The 17,701-nt window shown below is 70.9% G+C and carries 18 protein-coding genes and 2 pseudogenes; 15 read left to right on the plus strand and 5 right to left on the minus strand.

The window, feature by feature from the left end:
- The first annotated feature begins 41 nt into the window (after positions 1-41).
- The 7 genes and pseudogenes from ald to AB0N07_RS37440 all read left to right on the plus strand — a co-directional run.
- Complete coding sequence (ald, locus tag AB0N07_RS37410; protein WP_365843039.1) at positions 42-1,157, plus strand: alanine dehydrogenase; 1,116 nt, start codon at positions 42-44, stop codon at positions 1,155-1,157.
- A 369-nt stretch (positions 1,158-1,526) separates the two neighbouring features.
- A complete protein-coding gene (locus AB0N07_RS37415) occupies positions 1,527-2,702 on the plus strand; it encodes a ParA family protein (protein WP_099927832.1) in 1,176 nt (391 codons plus the stop codon).
- Positions 2,687-3,268 carry a hypothetical protein gene (locus AB0N07_RS37420; RefSeq protein ID WP_365843009.1) on the plus strand — a complete coding sequence of 194 codons (582 nt, stop codon included), beginning with the start codon at positions 2,687-2,689 and terminating at the stop codon, positions 3,266-3,268. Before AB0N07_RS37415 ends, AB0N07_RS37420 begins: the two co-directional genes overlap by 16 nt.
- Positions 3,269-3,286: 18 nt before the next feature.
- Positions 3,287-4,573: a segregation/condensation protein A gene (locus tag AB0N07_RS37425; protein ID WP_365843011.1), complete on the plus strand. Its 1,287-nt coding sequence runs from the start codon at positions 3,287-3,289 to the stop codon at positions 4,571-4,573.
- Entirely contained in the window at positions 4,570-5,223 is a 654-nt protein-coding gene (gene scpB / locus AB0N07_RS37430; RefSeq protein ID WP_365843013.1) for an SMC-Scp complex subunit ScpB, read from the plus strand. The genes AB0N07_RS37425 and scpB overlap by 4 nt, the downstream gene beginning before the upstream one ends.
- On the plus strand, positions 5,223-6,344 hold the full coding sequence (locus tag AB0N07_RS37435) for a pseudouridine synthase (RefSeq protein WP_365843015.1): 1,122 nt from the start codon (positions 5,223-5,225) through the stop codon (positions 6,342-6,344). The genes scpB and AB0N07_RS37435 overlap by 1 nt, the downstream gene beginning before the upstream one ends.
- Positions 6,345-6,500: 156 nt before the next feature.
- Positions 6,501-6,748: pseudogene (locus AB0N07_RS37440) on the plus strand (RNA polymerase subunit sigma-70); the annotation flags it as partial.
- Between the two features lie 90 nt (positions 6,749-6,838).
- Here AB0N07_RS37440 and AB0N07_RS37445 read toward each other — a convergent pair.
- On the minus strand, positions 6,839-7,765 hold the full coding sequence (locus AB0N07_RS37445) for a DUF72 domain-containing protein (protein WP_365843017.1): 927 nt from the start codon (positions 7,763-7,765) through the stop codon (positions 6,839-6,841).
- 132 nt (positions 7,766-7,897) lie between these two features.
- On the opposite strand from AB0N07_RS37445, the gene AB0N07_RS37450 reads away from it, so the two are divergent.
- From AB0N07_RS37450 to AB0N07_RS37460, 3 genes and pseudogenes are all read left to right on the plus strand, one after another.
- Positions 7,898-8,614, plus strand: a complete 717-nt coding sequence (locus AB0N07_RS37450) for an NUDIX domain-containing protein (RefSeq protein ID WP_365843041.1) — start codon at positions 7,898-7,900, stop codon at positions 8,612-8,614.
- On the plus strand, positions 8,611-9,633 hold the full coding sequence (locus tag AB0N07_RS37455; RefSeq protein WP_365843019.1) for an ADP-ribosylglycohydrolase family protein: 1,023 nt from the start codon (positions 8,611-8,613) through the stop codon (positions 9,631-9,633). Before AB0N07_RS37450 ends, AB0N07_RS37455 begins: the two co-directional genes overlap by 4 nt.
- Positions 9,634-9,635: 2 nt before the next feature.
- Positions 9,636-10,408: pseudogene (locus AB0N07_RS37460) on the plus strand (nucleotidyltransferase domain-containing protein).
- Here AB0N07_RS37460 and AB0N07_RS37465 read toward each other — a convergent pair.
- The 4 genes from AB0N07_RS37465 to AB0N07_RS37480 are packed head-to-tail and all read right to left on the minus strand — an operon-like array spanning position 10,340 to position 12,770.
- Complete coding sequence (locus AB0N07_RS37465) at positions 10,340-11,077, minus strand: nucleotidyltransferase domain-containing protein (RefSeq protein WP_365843021.1); 738 nt, start codon at positions 11,075-11,077, stop codon at positions 10,340-10,342. The pseudogene AB0N07_RS37460 and the gene AB0N07_RS37465 overlap by 69 nt on opposite strands.
- 22 nt (positions 11,078-11,099) lie before the next feature.
- Positions 11,100-11,504, minus strand: coding sequence for a Rieske (2Fe-2S) protein (locus AB0N07_RS37470; protein ID WP_365843023.1), 405 nt, complete (start codon positions 11,502-11,504; stop codon positions 11,100-11,102).
- Entirely contained in the window at positions 11,501-12,085 is a 585-nt protein-coding gene (locus tag AB0N07_RS37475) for a DUF6529 family protein (protein ID WP_365843025.1), read from the minus strand. Before AB0N07_RS37475 ends, AB0N07_RS37470 begins: the two co-directional genes overlap by 4 nt.
- Positions 12,086-12,110: 25 nt before the next feature.
- The gene (locus AB0N07_RS37480; protein WP_365843027.1) at positions 12,111-12,770 is read right to left on the minus strand and encodes a hypothetical protein; all 660 of its coding nucleotides are present in this window, start codon (positions 12,768-12,770) and stop codon (positions 12,111-12,113) included.
- Between the two features lie 231 nt (positions 12,771-13,001).
- Here AB0N07_RS37480 and aroH point away from each other — a divergent pair, with 231 nt between their 5' ends.
- From aroH to der, 5 genes are all read left to right on the plus strand, one after another.
- The gene (gene aroH, locus AB0N07_RS37485; protein ID WP_365843029.1) at positions 13,002-13,364 is read left to right on the plus strand and encodes a chorismate mutase; all 363 of its coding nucleotides are present in this window, start codon (positions 13,002-13,004) and stop codon (positions 13,362-13,364) included.
- On the plus strand, positions 13,361-14,455 hold the full coding sequence (locus AB0N07_RS37490) for a prephenate dehydrogenase (protein ID WP_365843031.1): 1,095 nt from the start codon (positions 13,361-13,363) through the stop codon (positions 14,453-14,455). The genes aroH and AB0N07_RS37490 overlap by 4 nt, the downstream gene beginning before the upstream one ends.
- Before the next feature lie 233 nt (positions 14,456-14,688).
- The gene (gene cmk, locus AB0N07_RS37495) at positions 14,689-15,375 is read left to right on the plus strand and encodes a (d)CMP kinase (RefSeq protein WP_365843033.1); all 687 of its coding nucleotides are present in this window, start codon (positions 14,689-14,691) and stop codon (positions 15,373-15,375) included.
- A gap of 53 nt (positions 15,376-15,428) precedes the next feature.
- Complete coding sequence (locus AB0N07_RS37500; protein ID WP_365843043.1) at positions 15,429-16,016, plus strand: lysophospholipid acyltransferase family protein; 588 nt, start codon at positions 15,429-15,431, stop codon at positions 16,014-16,016.
- An 80-nt stretch (positions 16,017-16,096) separates the two neighbouring features.
- Positions 16,097-17,575, plus strand: coding sequence for a ribosome biogenesis GTPase Der (gene der, locus AB0N07_RS37505; RefSeq protein ID WP_365843035.1), 1,479 nt, complete (start codon positions 16,097-16,099; stop codon positions 17,573-17,575).
- Positions 17,576-17,701: the final 126 nt, after the last annotated feature.

The following is a 17,701-nucleotide window of genomic DNA, read 5'->3' on the forward strand; positions in this document are numbered from 1 at the left end:
TGTATTGCCCCACATCCACTGAGCCAAGGACCGTGATCGACGTGAAGGTCGGCATCCCCCGCGAGGTCAAGAACAACGAGTTCCGGGTGGCCATCACCCCCGCCGGTGTGCACGAGCTCGTGCGCCACGGTCATCAGGTCGTCATCGAGCACGACGCCGGTGTCGGATCGTCGATCCCGGACAGCGAGTACGTCGCCGCCGGTGCGCAGATCCTGCCGACCGCGGACGAGGTGTGGGCCACCGCCGACCTGCTGCTGAAGGTCAAGGAGCCCGTCGCCGAGGAGTACCACCGCCTGCGCAAGGACCAGACGCTCTTCACCTACCTGCACCTCGCCGCCTCCAAGGAGTGCACCGACGCGCTGATCGAGTCCGGCACCACGGCGATCGCATACGAGACCGTCGAGCTCCCCAGTCGCGCGCTGCCGCTGCTCGCCCCCATGTCCGAGGTCGCGGGCCGGCTGGCCCCGCAGGTCGGCGCCTACCACCTGATGCGCTCGGCCGGCGGCCGCGGCGTGCTCCCCGGCGGCGTCCCCGGCACCCAGCCCGCGAAGGCCGTCGTCATCGGTGGTGGCGTCTCCGGCTGGAACGCGACGCAGATCGCAGTCGGCCTGGGCTTCCACGTCACGCTGCTCGACCGCGACATCAACAAGCTGCGCGAGGCGGACAAGGTCTTCGGCACCAAGGTCCGGGCGATCATGTCCAACTCCTTCGAGCTGGAGAAGGCCGTCCTGGACGCCGACCTCGTCGTCGGCGCCGTCCTCATCCCCGGCGCCAAGGCCCCCAAGCTGGTCACCAACGAGCTCGTCTCCCGCATGAAGCCCGGGAGTGTCCTTGTCGACATCGCGATCGACCAGGGCGGCTGCTTCGAGGACTCCCGTCCGACCACGCACGCCGAGCCGACCTTCACGGTCCACGACTCGGTCTTCTACTGCGTCGCCAACATGCCGGGCGCGGTGCCCAACACCTCCACCTACGCGCTCACCAACGCGACGCTGCCCTACATCGTCGAACTCGCCGACCACGGCTGGGTGGAGGCGCTGCGCCGTGACCCCGCGCTCGCCAAGGGCCTCAACACCCATGACGGCAAGGTCGTTTACCGCGAGGTCGCAGAGGCGCACGGACTGGAGCACGTGGAGCTCGAGAGCCTGCTCGGCTGAGCGGCGAGTCGTCGAGCCGCTAAGTCACCATTCGGTAAAAGGCGATACGTCAACACAGGTCGTCAACAGCGCACATCCGGCCGGACCTTGCCCGACGAGGTCCGGCCGGATGTGTGTATGGTCACTTTGTGGCTCTAGGTCAACTCGCCTCGAACGTAACTCTTCGACCGATTCGCACACCCGCGAAACCTGCCGTGCGACGGCCGTACGCCCTTGACAGAGGGATGTTTCATTGTCGACACATCGAGCCCGGTGCGGCGGATTGTGTTGCTGCGGACGCCCGACACGCCATAGAGTCGCCAACCGTCGGCATGGTGCCACGCTGACCTGTCTAGAAGTTTCCTGGTCACCAAGGAGGTAAGACGACTTGTGAATGAGTCGACATTTTCTCCCGGGGGTGGTCAACCAGGAGCGCCTGTACGGGACCAGGGTCCCGCGGGGTTCGAGGCTGTCGGCTCCGTAGCTGTGCGCACCTTCGCAGCCCACCAGAGCCCGGGTCCGCAGGTGATCCGGACTGCACACCAGAGCATGGATGGCCATCACGTGAACGCCATGGCCGGCGACGGAAGTGGCGCGCCCCACAACCACTTCGCCGACTACGACGAACTGCCCGAAGGGCACTTCTACGACCCCGACGCGGAGTACGAGCCCGACCCCGAGTACGCGGCCACGCTCGCGCCCGACGCTGCCCGCCAGCGCCGTGAGCGAATCGGCCCGACCGGGCGTCCGCTGCCGTACTTCCCCATCCCGGGCCCGCTGACCGACCACGGGCCCGCGAAGATCATCGCGATGTGCAACCAGAAGGGCGGCGTCGGCAAGACGACGTCGACCATCAACCTGGGTGCCGCGCTCGCGGAGTACGGACGCCGCGTGCTGCTCGTGGACTTCGACCCGCAGGGCGCGCTGTCGGTGGGCCTCGGCGTCAATCCGATGGAGCTCGACCTCACCGTCTACAACCTGCTCATGGAGCGGGGGATGGCGGCCGACGAGGTGCTCCTGAAGACGGCGGTCCCGAACATGGACCTGCTGCCCAGCAACATCGACCTGTCCGCCGCCGAGGTGCAGCTGGTCTCGGAGGTCGCGCGCGAGTCCACGCTCCAGCGGGCCCTGAAGCCGCTGATGGCCGACTACGACTACATCGTGATCGACTGTCAGCCCTCGCTGGGTCTGCTCACGGTGAACGCGCTGACGGCCGCGCACAAGGTGATCGTGCCGCTCGAGTGCGAGTTCTTCGCCCTGCGCGGTGTCGCACTGCTGACGGAGACGATCGAGAAGGTCCAGGAGCGGCTCAACCCGGAACTGGAGCTCGACGGGATCCTGGCCACGATGTACGACTCGCGCACGGTCCACAGCCGCGAGGTGCTGGCCCGTGTGGTCGAGGCGTTCGACGATCACGTCTACCACACGGTCATCGGACGCACGGTCCGCTTCCCGGAGACCACGGTCGCCGGTGAGCCGATCACCACGTACGCCTCCAACTCCGTCGGCGCCGCCGCCTACCGTCAGCTCGCCAGGGAGGTGCTCGCCCGGTGTCACGCCGAGTGAGTCTGCCGGGGGCCGACGAACTCTTCCGTACGACAGGGGGAACGGCGCTCCAGCCGTCCACTCCGCGGCGGGGGGTCAACGGCGAAGCCCGTGTGCCCGCGCCCGCGGGGGAGAGCGATCCGGCCGCGGCCGCCTCGCCCGAGGACGCGCCGCAGTCGGTACCGGCGCAGGGCGGCGACGGCGAGGGCCCGGAGCACGTGGCCGCGGAGCCGGAGCCGGCCGACGCCGGTGAGTCCCGCAGCCGTGCCGCGGGCCAGGAGCGCTCCGGGCGACGTCAGGGGGCGCAGGAAGGTTCTGCCGCCGCCGGCGCCCAGTCCCGTAAGCGCGGCCGGTCGTCGGCCTCGCGCCGGCCCAGCGGCCGCGAGCGGCACGACGAGAAGATCACCGTGTACGTCTCCGCCGAGGAGCTCATGGATCTGGAGCACGCACGCCTGGTGCTCCGCGGTGAGCACGGCCTCGCGGTCGACCGTGGGCGGATCGTCCGCGAGGCGGTCGCCGTGGTCCTGGCCGACCTGGAGTCCCGCGGGGACGCGAGCATCCTCGTACGCCGGCTGCGCGGGCGGTAGCGGTAGCCTGCGGGGGCCATGACCTCGAACGACGTACCAGCCCCCGGCGCCGGCACCTCCGGCGGCCGTCGGCGTGTATTGGGTCGGGGCCCCGGCACTCCCCGGGCCGAGCCGGCGGCTCCGCCCGGGGAACCGGCCCCGACCCCGGCGAAGACGGAACCCGAGGCTGCCGCCCCCGAGCCGGATCCGGAGGCCGCGGCTGAACGGCCGCTTCGTGAGCCCGGGCGGGATCCCGTGGCTCCGGTGCCGGCCGCCGGCCTGCGTCCCGTGGGCCTTGAACCGGTTCCGGAGCCGGGCGCCGTGTCGCCGGAGGTGGTCTCCGCGCGTTCGGAGGGGGCCGTGGTCCCGGATGTGGTGCGAGAGCCGGAGGCCCTGATTCCGGGGGCGGGTTCCGAGGTTCAGGCGGAAGCCGTGGCCCCCAGGGCTCTGACCGAGTCCGGTGGCGGGCCCCAGGAAGCGGGTGCGGGGGCGGAAGCAGGCCCCGGTGAGGCCGGCGGTGACGGAGTCTTCAAGGTTCGGCTTTCCAACTTCGAAGGCCCCTTCGATCTGCTGCTTCAGCTGATCTCCAAGCACAAGCTGGACGTCACCGAGGTTGCGCTGTCCAAGGTGACCGACGAGTTCATGGCGCACATCCGGGCGATGGGGCCGGACTGGGATCTGGACCAGACGACCGAGTTTCTTGTGGTCGCGGCCACGTTGCTCGACCTGAAGGCCGCCCGGCTGCTGCCCTCCGCCGAGGTCGAGGACGAGGCCGACCTCGCGCTCCTGGAGGCGCGGGACCTGCTGTTCGCACGGCTGCTGCAGTATCGCGCCTACAAACAGATCGCCGACATCTTCAACCAGCGGCTGGACGCGGAGGCCCGGCGTTATCCCCGTACCGTCGGACTGGAGCCGCATCACGCCGAGCTGCTGCCCGAGGTCGTCATCAGCATCGGGGCGGAGGGCTTCGCGAAGCTCGCCGTGAAGGCGATGCAGCCCAAGCCCAAGCCGCAGGTGTACGTGGACCACATCCACGCACCGCTGGTCAGCGTGCAGGAGCAGGCCTCAATCGTCGTCGCCCGGCTCAAGGAGCTCGGCGAGGCCAGCTTCCGGGCGCTGGTCGAGGACACCGACGACACCCTCACCGTCGTCGCGCGATTCCTCGCCCTGCTGGAGCTCTACCGGGAGAAGGCCGTCGCCCTCGACCAGGAGACGGCGCTCGGCGAGCTGATCGTGCGCTGGACCGGCGGCGAGGGCGAAGCCCAGCCCAGGGTGACCGACGAATTCGACCGACCGCCCGAGCCACCCAAGGAGGACAAGGCGTGAGTGAAAACACCCCCGGCCTCCCGGCAGGGCTGAGCACGGTCGCCGACCTCGACCTCAAGCCCGCCCTGGAGGCCGTCCTCATGGTCGTGGACGAGCCCGCGACCGAGGAACATCTCGCGAAGATCCTCCAGCGGCCCAAACGACAGGTCGGGGACGCACTGCGGGAGCTGGCCGACGAATACGCCGTACAGGGCCGCGGATTCGAGCTGCGGCTGATCGCCGGCGGCTGGCGTTTCTACAGCCGTCCGGAGTACGCGGCGGCCGTCGAGGGCTTCGTCCTGGACGGCCAGCAGGCCCGGCTCACCCAGGCCGCCCTGGAGACCCTCGCCGTCGTCGCCTACCGCCAGCCGGTCAGCCGCAGCCGCGTTTCGGCCGTACGAGGAGTGAACTGCGACGGGGTCATGCGCACCCTGCTGCAGCGCGGTCTGGTCCAGGAGGCGGGCACGGAACCCGAAACAGGTGCGATCCTGTACACGACGACGAACTACTTCCTGGAGCGGATGGGCCTGCGCGGTCTGGACGAGCTCCCGGAGCTCGCGCCCTTCCTCCCGGAGGCGGAGGCGATCGAGGCCGAGACACTGGAAGGGGTTCCGTCGTTCGATCCGGACGCTCCGGATTCCGAGGACGCAGACGACAAGACGGAACTTTGATGCGAAGCAGCAGCGGCAGGAACAGCAGCGGAAACAACGGCGGGAGCCGTGGTGGCAACAGCGGCGGCCGCGGCGGGAGCAGCGGTGGCCGCGGTAATTTCCGCGGCGCCGGTAACGACCGCGACGACAAGCAGGGCGGCCGGCCGAAGAAGCCCCGCCCGGAGGAGCGGCGCTACGACGTGGGCCCAGGCGCCACCCAGGACGGCCCGAAGTCGGGGCGCGGCGCCTCGGCGCGCGGCGGCGCCAAGGGCGGCCCCAGGCAGGGCCAGGGCACGGGTCGGGGCCGTACGGCTCCGGCGAGCTCCCGTGAGTACGACGCCCGGGCCGAGGAGCGCAACCGCGAGCGGTACGCGGGCAAGAAGGACGTCAAGCTGCCCAAGACCTTCCCGGGCGCCGAGCAGGAGGGCGAGCGGCTGCAGAAGGTGCTCGCGCGCGCGGGCTACGGCTCCCGGCGCGCCTGCGAGGAGCTGATCGAGCAGGCCCGTGTCGAGGTCAACGGCGAGATCGTCCTCGAGCAGGGCAAGCGCGTCGACCCGGAGAAGGACGAGGTCAAGGTCGACGGGCTGACCGTCGCCACGCAGTCGTACCAGTTCTTCTCGCTGAACAAGCCGGCGGGCGTGGTCTCCACCATGGAGGACCCCGAGGGGCGCCAGTGCCTCGGCGACTACGTCACCAACCGCGAGACCCGGCTCTTCCACGTGGGGCGGCTCGACACCGAGACCGAGGGCGTCATCCTGCTCACCAACCACGGCGAACTGGCGCACCGTCTGACCCACCCCAAGTACGGCGTGAAGAAGACCTACCTCGCCGCGATCGTCGGCCCGATCCCGCGCGACCTGGGCAAGAAGCTCAAGGACGGCATCCAGCTGGAGGACGGGTACGCGCGCGCGGACCACTTCCGGGTGGTCGAGCAGACCGGCAAGAACTACCTGGTCGAGGTGACCCTTCACGAGGGCCGCAAGCACATCGTCCGCCGCATGCTCGCGGAGGCCGGCTTCCCGGTGGAGAAGCTGGTGCGCACCTCCTTCGGTCCGATCACCCTGGGCGACCAGAAGTCGGGCTGGCTGCGGAGGCTGTCGAACACCGAGGTCGGCATGCTGATGCAGGAAGTCGACCTCTAGCAGCCCTGTGCGACGGCCGGTTCCGGATCCTCTCCGGACCGGCCGATGCGTTTTCGCTCTCGCCGGTCTGTACTCGTGACCGGCGAGAGGAATGGCCATGGCTGCTACGACGACGGACCGCGCGGGCACTGCTACCGGATGCCGGGCTCGGTCGACGAGGGTCGCGCGTCCCTGCGGACCTGGCTGCACCGCATCGCCACCAACACGTGTCCGACGGCGCTGGAGAGCCGCGCGAGGTGTCCTCTGCCCGCGGGGCTCGGCGGGCCTTCCGAGGCGCCTGAGGAGCCGCTGAGGGCCCCTGCGAGGGAAGTTCCGTGGCTGCGCGCCGCTGCCCGACGCGCTCGTCGACCCGGCGACCGTGGTGGCCGCCCCGCGGCAGCCTGCGGCTCGCGCTGGTCGCCGCGCGCGATTCCTTTCCGGAGTGAGGGCGGTCTGCCTTCCGTGAGCGAGCTCAAGAGCTCATGGAAGGAACCCCCATCGCGAGCGTCGGCATCTCACCCGCGTCCTTCCCGGACGGCTGCGGGGGCGCTGGTGGCGGCGTTCGCGCCGTCACGCACGCGTGCGTGAGCCCACTCCGCGCCGCCGAGCAGCTCCGTCATGGTCTCGGCGGCGCGGACCGCGGCGGCACCGCAGCAGTTGTTGAACAGCACGTGGAGCTGCTCCGTCCGCCCGGCCAGTGACCGCAACCGGGGCAGCCATTCGATGAGTTCGTCCTCCCCGTAGTCGTACCGGAACCGGTCCTCCTTGCTCCCCGACCCCCAGGCCGAGCTCCGCCCGTGGAACCGGACGACGGACAGCCGCGGCGCGGCGACCGGCGTGACGGGCGGGACGGACAAGGGAAGCGACTGCGTCATGTCCACCGCCACGGCGGTCATGCCGTACCGGGTCAGTAACGCGCGCGTGGCCTCCGCCCACTCCGGCCGCCACCATCCGGGATGCCGGAACTCCACGGAGACCGGCCACCCTTCGGTCCGCTCGGCGCACTCCCGCAGGAACTCCCCGGACCGCTTTCCGGGGCGAAACCACGGCGGCATCTGGAACAGCACGCTGCCGAGCCGCCCGGCCGCCCGCAGCGGCTCGATCCCCTCGGTGAACCGCGCCCACACCTGGTCGAGCACCTTCGGATCCCAGTGGTCGGCGGGGAGCCCGTCCGGCATCACCGCGTCCCGCGTCGGGTGGCCGGTGAGCAGCGAGAACGCCTTCACGTCGAAGACGAAGCCGTCCGGTGTCCGTTCGGCCCACAGGAGGCTGTTGCGGGCGCTCGGCAGTGCGTAGTACGCCGAGTCGACCTCGACGACCGGGAACCGCTCGGCGTAGTGCCTCAGCCGCCCCTCCGCGTCCTTGCGCCCCGCCGGATACCAGCCGCTGCCGACCAGTGCCCGGTCCGTCCACGAACACGTGCCCACAAGGATCTCGCCCATGCGGTGCCGGTTACCCCTCTCGGGGGCGCGGAAGCACGCGGGTTGGGGAAGCGCTCGGGGTTGTGGAAGCACACACCTCGCGTTTATAGTCGACATGACCATTAAGGAATCCGGGGGATGGAGGCCGGTGTCATGGAGTACGACAAGTACGCCTACGAACCCTTCGCCGTCACCGTCGACCTCGCCGTCCTGACGATCCGTGACGGCGCCCTGCACGTCCTCCTCGTGGAGCGCGGCCAGGACCCCTTCGCCGGTCACTGGGCGCTGCCCGGCGGCTTCGTGGAGCCGCGGGAGTCGGCGGAGACGGCCGCCCGGCGCGAACTCGCCGAGGAGACCGGTCTCGCGGACGTCACCGGGCTGCACCTGGAGCAGCTGCGGACCTACAGCGAACCCGACCGCGACCCCCGGATGCGGGTCGTGTCCGTCGCCTTCACCGCGCTGCTGCCCGACGCGCCCGAGCCGCAGGCCGGCAGTGACGCGGCGCGGGCGAGCTGGCTGCCGTACGACTCGGCCCGGCCGCTCGCCTTCGACCACGACACGATCCTGGCCGACGCCCACGAACGGGTCGGCGCCAAGCTCGAGTACACCTGTCTCGCCACCGCCTTCTGCCCGCCCGAGTTCACGCTCGGCGAGCTGCAGCAGGTCTACGAGACCGTCTGGGGCACGGCACTCGACCGGCCCAACTTCCGCCGCAAGGTGCTCGCCACGCCCGGCTTCGTCGAGGCCGTGCCGGGCGCCGCCCGGCTGACCGGCGGCCGGGGCAAACCCGCCGCGCTCTACCGCGCGGGCCCGGCCACCGCCCTGCACCCGCCTCTCCTGCGACCGTCCCGGGAAGGACGCCCCGTATGACCGCGACCATCGTCGACAAGCAAGCCGCCACAGGGGCGTTGACCGGCCTCGCCCTCGGGGACGCGCTCGGCTTTCCGACCGAGTTCAACGACGTGCCGTCGATCCTCGCCAAGTGCGGGCCGTGGCGGCAGATGCGGCTGCCGACGCCGGCGATAGTCACCGACGACACACAGATGACGCTGGCGCTCGGCCGGGCGCTGCGCACGGCGATGGACCGCGGGGTGCTCGCCCCGAAGCGGCTGGAGCGGCCGCTGCGCGAGGAGTTCGTGGACTGGTACCAGTCGCCGGAGAACAACCGGGCGCCCGGGAACACCTGCCTGCGGGCCTGCAGCCTGCTGAAGGACGAGAGCCGTCTCTGGCAGGACGCCAGCCAGATCGGCTCCAAGGGCTGCGGTGCCAACATGCGGGTCGCGCCCGTCGGGCTCGTCCCCGGCCTGAGCGACGAGCAGCGCGCGGGCGCCGCCCAGTTGCAGTCCGCACTGACCCACGGGCACCCGACGGCGCTCGCCGCCTCCGACCTCACCGCCCGTGCGGTACGGCTGCTCGCCCAGGGCGTCGAGCCGACCGGTCTCGTCGGCCTGCTGCGGTCGTACGCCCTGGAGAACCGCAGCCGCTACCACCACGCCTGGCTCGGTGACCTGTGGACGCGTGCCGAGGACGCCACCCCCGAGGAGTTCATCGCGCGCGGCTGGGACGAGTGCCTGGAGATCCTCGGCCGCCTCCAGGACGCCGTACGCACGGTCTCGGTGGAGACCGACCCGTGCCTGGCCACCGGTGCGGGCTGGATCGCCGAAGAGGCCCTGGCGACGGGCCTGTTGTGCTTCCTGCTCTTCGTCGACGAACCGGTCACCGCCATCCGCCGCGCCGCCTGCACCTCGGGAGACTCGGACTCCATCGCCTGCCTGACGGGCGCTTTCGCGGGCGCGCACCTGGGTGCCGAGGCCTGGCCGACCGAGTGGGCCGACCGCATCGAATACCGCACCGACCTGCTGACGCTCGGTGCCCTCTGGGACGCTTGAGCGTGATCGACGCCCTGGACCGCGACCTGACGCCGGTGGTCGCCGAACAGCCCGACCCGGTGCTGTTCGCGACCGTCTCCGGCGCCCACCTCTACGGCTTCCCGTCCCGCGACTCGGACGTCGACCTGCGAGGCGTGCACCTGCTGCCGACAGCGGACCTGCTGGGGTTGCGGGAGCCGGACGAGACCCGGTCCCGGATGTGGGACCGGGACGGCGTCGAGCTGGACCTCGTCACCCACGACCTGCGCAAGTTCGTACGGCTGATGCTGCGCCGCAACGGCTATGTGCTGGAGCAGCTGCTCTCGCCGCTGGTCGTGCATACGACCGACGCGCACCGCGAACTGGCCGCGCTCGCGCCCGGCGTGCTCACCAGCCATCACGCCCACCACTACAGAGCCCGCCGCGGAGCGGCTGATGTCAACGCCCCCACACCCAGTGGCGGCTCTACGAGAAGACCGGTGAGCTCAAGCCGCTGCTCTACACCTTCCGGGTTCTGCTCACCGGCATCCACCTGATACGCAGCGGCGAGGTGCAGGCCCATCTGCCCACGCTGCTGGCGGAGGTGGAAGCCCCCGCCTATCTGCCGGAGCTGATCGCGGCGAAGGCGGAGCAGGAGCACGGGGGTGCCGATGTCGACCACGCGCGCGTGCAGGCCGATGTCGAGCATCTGCATGGCGTGCTGGACGTGGCGCAGGAGTCCTCGGCGCTACCCGACGCCCCGGCCGTCCACGACGCCCTGCACGACTTCGTCGTACGCATCCGGCTGGCGGGCTGAGGCGCGGCGGACGCGGACGAGGAAGGCCTCGACGCGGGCGTGGTCCGGCTCCTCGGGGAGCGGGCTGTGGCGGGCCGCCTCGTCGGCCTCCGCGGCCAGGCGGTTCATCCAGGACTCGACCTCCGGCCACGGGACCTCGCCGCGCTTCACGGCCAGCAGGGGCTCGCGCTGCTCGCCCACGTCGATGGTGAGGGCGCCCGTGCGCAGCAGGTCGCGGGAGCTCGTCAGGAGGCGCAGCAGATGCATGGCGTGCTTCCAGCGCGGGGCGCCGTGGGTGCGGACGTCGGCCTCCAGCTTCTTGCGCTGGCCGAGGGCGTAGCGCGTGAACGTCTCGTGGGCCCGGCGGGAGAGGAACGCCCCGCGCAGCGCGAGGAGTTCGCGGCCGGTGTCGTCGACGTACTCCACGAGCGGGGAGTGCAGACACTCCAGGATGTTCGGGTTGGCGCGCAGGGCCAGCTCGCAGAATCGTTCCAGCTCCCAGCCGAACTGCTCCTCGGCCGGGCCCTCGACATGCGTCGGCGGCTTCTCGAAGCGCCAGAACAGGGGAGTGGGCGCCGCGAACACGCCCCGGCGGTCGGTGTCGCTGCCGTCCGTCGCCAGACCGAAGGCGCGCGAACCCATGACGCAGGCGTAGATCGTGTGGTCGCGCACCAGGGTCTCGGGAAGCATGTCCCGGAGCGTACGCGGCCCCTCACGCCAGACGGATCGAATTTCCCTCCACCTTGATCTGCTCCGCGGGCAGCGGCTTCGGCGCGGGGCCGCCGGCCACCGAGCCGTCCGCGATGCGGTACTTGCTGCCGTGGCAGGGACAGTCGATGGTGCCGTTCGAGATGGTGCCCACCGTGCAGCCCTGGTGGGTGCAGATCGCCGAGAAGGCCTTGAACTCGTCCTTCTTCGGCTGGGTGACCACGACCTTCTGGTCCTTGAAGATCTTGCCACCGCCGACGGGGATCTCGGAGGTCTTCGCCAGCTCCTGCCCGCCGGAGGCGTTCGTGGCGGACCCGGAGTCGCTGTTGCCGTACTTGCTGCAGCCCGCGGCGAGCGTCGCCGCGCCCGTCGCGAGGAGAACCGTGCGCCGCTTCGAGCGGTGGGTCATGTCGTCACTCCGAACGTGCGGAAGAACCAGAGGGCGGACGTCAGCCAGATGAGCGTGAGAACGGTGAAGACCAGCCCGCCGACGAGCGGCAGCAGCCAGCCGGGGAGCCGCTGAGAGCGAAGCAGCAGCATCTTGGCACTGAAGGCACCGAAGAAGAAGCAACCCAGGGCCGAGTGCCACATCACGCGCGTCGAGTAGGTCTGGTAGCCCAGCGCGTACAGGCAGTGCACGGCGACCGGAACCGCCGCCAGGAACGCGATCCGGCCCGACCAGCGGTGCAGCGCCGCCGCCCAGCGCGGCCCCCGCAGCCTGCCGTACACCATGAACGCGCTGACCAGCTGGACGAGCGCGAAGAAGAACGCGGTCGACGCCAGCCACGACTTCACCGCGCCCGTGCTGCTGAACCCCGCCAGGTTGAAGGCCGTCCCGGTGGGGTCGTGAACGTTGGCGTACACCCCGAGGCCGACGGCCACCGCGGTGGCGACGAGGGCCGGTATCAGATAGCGGGCAGGGGTGGGGGCGCGATGGGCGGGTCCGGAGGGCGGGAAACTCTGGGTCGCGGCGTTCGGGTCGACGGTCATGGTGTCGTCTCCCAGGTCAGGAGGATCAAGGGGTTACGGGATGTGCCGTCAGCCGCTGTCCGTCGACCGTCACCGCGCCCGTCGCCGGGTCGATGGCCGGCGCGGCCGAGGGCGCTCCGTCGCGGGTGATGATGCCGACCTGCTTGCCGCCCGGCAGGACGATCCAGCCGCCGACGATCCTGGCACCGGCGACCTGGCTGTTCGCCCGGTAGATACCGGACGGCTTCTTCGCCTTGTCGAGTGTGAAGGCGTAGTGCCCCCCGCCGACGTCAGCAGTCCCCCGAATCTGACTGCTGCCCTTCAGCGTGCCGTTCAGCTTCGCGCCGTGGTCACCGGTCAGGCTCAGACTGCCGTCGTCCTTCACCGAGCCCTTCAGCCACGACTCGATGTTGTGGCCGTCGCAGAAGTACGCGATCGCCTTGCCGCCGCGCAGCGAGACGGCCACGGCGGACGAGTCGTCGTCGGTACGGCCGGTGTAGACCGCCTGGGGCGCGGCCGCCCGCGACGGCGACGGGCTGGGCGACGCGGTGGCCTTCGAGGGAGTCGGCGAGGCCGTGACGGCGGGCGACTTCTCCTTGTACGGGGACGAGGCGCTCTTCGACCCCGTCGTCGCGTTGAGGGACAGCATGAACAGGCCGAGCAGCAGTCCCGCGAGCAGCGTGAGCAGCGGTCCAGGGCGCTTCATACGGGCCTCCCCCGAGGCGGGTGTCCTTGCCATCAGAGCGGACCGGCGGCCCCGACGTAAAGAGGCGCACAGGGGCGACCCGCCCCAAGTAGCGAAATCGGGGCGATTCGGTGACATTGGCAGGGCATCCGAGCCGCCGTCTCAGCGGGCGGGCGTCGCGCACCCGCCCGCCGCGGGCTGACTAGGCTGGAGGGTCGAAAGCCGATCCGTACATCAGCGAGGAGTGCAGCCGTGGCGGTACGAGCGGTCCGGGGAGCCGTCCAACTGGAACGGGACGAGGCCGGGCACATGGACGAGCAGGTCGGGGCCCTGCTCACCGCCATCCTCGAGCGGAACGCCCTGAGCACCGACGACCTGATAAGCATCTGGTTCACGGCCACGCCCGACCTGCATTGCGACTTCCCGGCGGCAGCCGCACGCAAGCTCGGCATCGTCGACGTACCACTGATCTGCGCCCAGGAACTCGACATCGAGGGCGCCATGCCGCGCGTCGTGCGCGTCCTGGCGCACATCGAGTCGGACCGCTCCCGCGCCGACATCGCCCATGTCTACCTCGGCGCCGCAGCCGCCCTGCGCAAGGACATCGCCCAGTGAGAACCGCGCTCGTCATCGGCACCGGGCTCATCGGTACGTCCGCCGCCATCGCCCTGTCCCAGCGGGGCGTCGTCGTCCACCTCGCCGACCACGACCCGGAGCAGGCCCGTACGGCCGCCGCGCTCGGTGCCGGCACCGACGAGGCCCCCGCCGGACCGGTCGACCTCGCGATCGTCGCCGCGCCTCCCGCCCATGTGGCCGGAGTCCTGGCCGACGCCATGCGCCGGGGCGCGGCCCATGGCTACCTGGACGTGGCCAGCGTCAAGGGCGGCCCGCGCCGCGAGCTGGAGGCGCTGGGCCTGGACCCGTCCGTGATGGCGAAGTACATCGGCACGCACCCCATGTCGGGCCGCGAGAAGTCCGGGCCGCTGGCGGCGACCGGTGACCTCTTCGAGGGCCGCCCCTGGGTGCTCACCCCGACCCGGGACACCGACACAGAGGTGCTCAACCTCGCCCTGGAGCTGGTCTCGCACTGCCGGGCCGTCCCGGTCGTCATGGACGCCGACGCCCACGACCGCGCCGTCGCCCTGGTCTCCCACATGCCCCACCTGGTGTCCAGCATGGTCGCCGCGCGGCTGGAGAACGCCGAGGAGGCGGCCGTACGACTGTGCGGTCAGGGCATCCGGGACGTGACCCGGATCGCCGCCTCCGATCCCCGGATGTGGATCGACATCCTGTCCGCGAACCCCGGGCCGGTGGCCGACCTGCTCTCCGAGGTCGCCGCCGACCTGGAGGAGACGGTGCAGGCGCTGCGGTCCCTGCAGTCCTCCGACGAGGCCAAGCGGCTCGACGGCACCGCCGGGATCGAGGACGTGCTGCGGCGTGGGAACGCCGGACAGGTCCGGGTGCCGGGCAAGCACGGGTCCGCCCCGCGGGCGTACGAGGTCGTGGCCGTCCTCATCGACGACCAGCCGGGCCAGCTGGCACGCATCTTCGCCGACGCGGGCCGGGCCGGGGTCAACATCGAGGACGTCCGCATCGAGCATGCGACCGGGCAGCAGGCGGGGCTGGTGCAGTTGTTGGTGGAGCCGCAGGCGGCGCCGGTCCTCACGGCGGCATTGCGGGAGCGGGGCTGGGCGATCCGGCAGTAGTTCTCGCCCCCGTCGCCCCTACCCGTCCCGTCCCTGGGTGCTGCCGCCCCAGACCCCCGCTTTCGGCCTGAACGGCCTCGTCCTCAAACGCCGGACGGGCTGAGATTTCTGACCGGCAGCCGTGAGGCCCGAGCCCTGCGCGTCCGGACGAGTGACGCGCACCCAGTAACCTTGTGCAGGGCACCCTCGCGGCCCCACACACCCACCGCACCGCACCAGGAAGGTGTCCCCCCGTGGAAAACGGCGTCGCCAAGCCCGTGATCGTCGCCATCGACGGCCCGGCCGGCACCGGCAAGTCGAGCACGTCGAAGGCCGTCGCGGCGCAGCTCGGCCTGAGCTACCTGGACACCGGCGCCCAGTACCGGGCGATCACCTGGTGGATGGTGAACAACGGGATCGACATCGACGACCCGACCGCGATCGCCGCCGTGGCGGGCAAGGCCGAGATCGTCTCCGGCACGGACCCGGCCAATCCGACGATCACGGTCGACGGCACCGACGTGGCCGGCCCGATCCGCACCCAGGAGGTCAGCTCCAAGGTCAGCGCGGTCAGCGCGGTGCCCGAGGTGCGGGCCCGGATCACCGAGCTGCAGCGCTCGCTGGCCACCTCCGCGGAGCACGGCATCGTCGTCGAGGGCCGTGACATCGGGACGACCGTGCTGCCCGACGCCGACCTGAAGATCTTCCTCACCGCCTCCCCGGAGGCGCGTGCCGCCCGCCGCAGCGGCGAGCTGAAGGGCGCCGACGTGCACGCCACCCGCGAGGCGCTGATCAAGCGCGACGCGGCCGACTCCTCCCGTAAGGCCTCGCCGCTCGCCAAGGCGGACGACGCGGTCGAGGTGGACACCACCGACCTCACCCTCGCGCAGGTCATCGAGTGCGTCGTCACCCTCGTCGAGGAGAAGCGGGCCGGGAAGTGACTCAGCCTTCGGAGCGGGGCGCCGAGGTCGGGCGGCGGATCGGCGTCGGCCTGATGTACGGGCTGTGGAAGCCGCGGGTGCTGGGCGCCTGGAAGGTGCCCGCCACCGGCCCGGTGATCTTCGCCGTCAACCACTCCCACAACATCGACGGTCCGATGGTCATGGGCGTGGCGCCCCGGCCGACGCACTTCCTGATCAAGAAGGAAGCGTTCATCGGCCCGCTCGACCCGTTCCTGCTCGGCATCGGGCAGGTCAAGGTCGACCGGTCGGGTGCCGACCGCACGGCGATCACGCAGGCGCTGGACGTGCTGTCCGCCGGCGGGGTCCTCGGTATCTTCCCGGAGGGCACCCGCGGTGAGGGCGACTTCGCCGCGCTGCGCGCCGGGCTCGCGTACTTCGCCGTACGCAGTGGAGCACCGGTCGTCCCGGTCGCCGTACTGGGAAGTTCCGAGCGACGGGGACGGTTGATAAAGGGGCTGCCTCCGCTGCGCAGCCGTATCGACGTCGTCTTCGGCGACCCCTTCGAGGCGGGCGACGGCAGCGGACGGCGCACGCGCAAGGCGCTCGACGAGGCGACCGAACGCATCCAGAAGCAGCTCACCGCTCACCTGGAAAACGCCAGGCGCCTGACCGGGCGCTGAGCGACACTTCAGTAGTGGATCAGCCGGGAGAAACCGGATGTTCCACCGATCACCACGATGAACGACGAGGTACGGACTTCATGAACGACCACATCCACTCCGACGGCTCGGGCGGGGAGCACGACCACGGAGCACTTGGCGACGCCGAGTACGCGGACTTCATGGAGCTCGCCGCGGAAGAGGGCTTCGACCTCGACGACGTCGAGGGCGCCATCGAAGAGGCCGGTCACGGCCCGCTGCCCGTGCTCGCCGTCGTCGGCCGCCCGAATGTCGGCAAGTCGACCCTGGTGAACCGCATTATCGGGCGGCGCGAGGCAGTCGTCGAGGACAAGCCCGGCGTCACCCGCGACCGCGTCACCTACGAGGCCGAGTGGTCGGGCCGCCGCTTCAAGGTCGTCGACACCGGCGGCTGGGAGCAGGACGTCCTCGGCATCGACGCCTCCGTGGCCGCGCAGGCCGAGTACGCGATCGAGGCCGCCGACGCCGTCGTGTTCGTCGTCGACGCCAAGGTCGGCGCCACCGACACCGACGAGGCGGTCGTACGGCTGCTGCGCAAGGCCGGCAAGCCCGTGGTGCTGGCGGCCAACAAGGTCGACGGGCAGAGCGGTGAGGCGGACGCGGCCTACCTGTGGTCGCTGGGTCTCGGCGAGCCGCACCCCGTCTCCGCGCTGCACGGCCGCGGCACCGGCGACATGCTGGACGCCGTCCTCGAGGTCCTGCCGGACGCCCCCGAGCAGACCTTCGGCACCGCGATCGGCGGCCCGCGCCGCATCGCCCTGATCGGCCGCCCGAATGTCGGCAAGTCCTCCCTCCTGAACAAGGTGGCGGGCGAGGAGCGCGTCGTCGTCAACGAGCTGGCGGGCACCACCCGCGACCCGGTCGACGAACTGATCGAACTCGGCGGCGTCACCTGGAAGTTCGTCGACACCGCCGGTATCCGCAAGCGCGTCCACCTCCAGCAGGGCGCCGACTACTACGCCTCGCTGCGTACCGCCGCCGCCGTCGAGAAGGCCGAGGTCGCGGTCATCCTGATCGACGGCTCCGAGTCGATCTCGGTACAGGACCAGCGGATCGTCACCATGGCCGTCGAGGCGGGCCGGGCGATCGTCATGGCCTACAACAAGTGGGACACCCTCGACGAGGAGCGCCGCTACTACCTGGAGCGGGAGATCGAGACCGAGCTCGGCCAGGTCGCCTGGGCGCCCCGGGTGAACGTCTCCGCCCGCACCGGGCGGCACATGGAGAAGCTGGTCCCGGCGATCGAGACCGCGCTGGCCGGCTGGGAGACCCGCGTCCCGACGGGCCGTCTCAACGCCTTCCTCGGCGAACTGGTCGCCGCCCATCCGCACCCGATCCGCGGCGGCAAGCAGCCCCGCATCCTCTTCGGCACCCAGGCCGGCACCAAGCCCCCGCGGTTCGTGCTGTTCGCCTCCGGGTTCATCGAGGCGGGCTACCGGCGCTTCATCGAGCGTCGGCTGCGCGAGGAGTTCGGCTTCGAGGGGACGCCGATCCATATCTCGGTACGGGTGCGCGAGAAGCGCGGCAACAAGAAGAAGTAGACGGCACATGGAGGTGGGGTGGGACGGGGGGTGCGCGCCAACCCAAATGTTAAAGAGCTAAAGAGAGACAGGCCCCGGGGGGGGGTTGGGGTGGGGGGCGGGAAGGGGGGCCGAGAGGGGTGGGGA

Origin of the sequence: Streptomyces sp. NPDC051172, from assembly GCF_040682555.1 — a bacterium.
Lineage (GTDB): Bacteria > Actinomycetota > Actinomycetes > Streptomycetales > Streptomycetaceae > Streptomyces.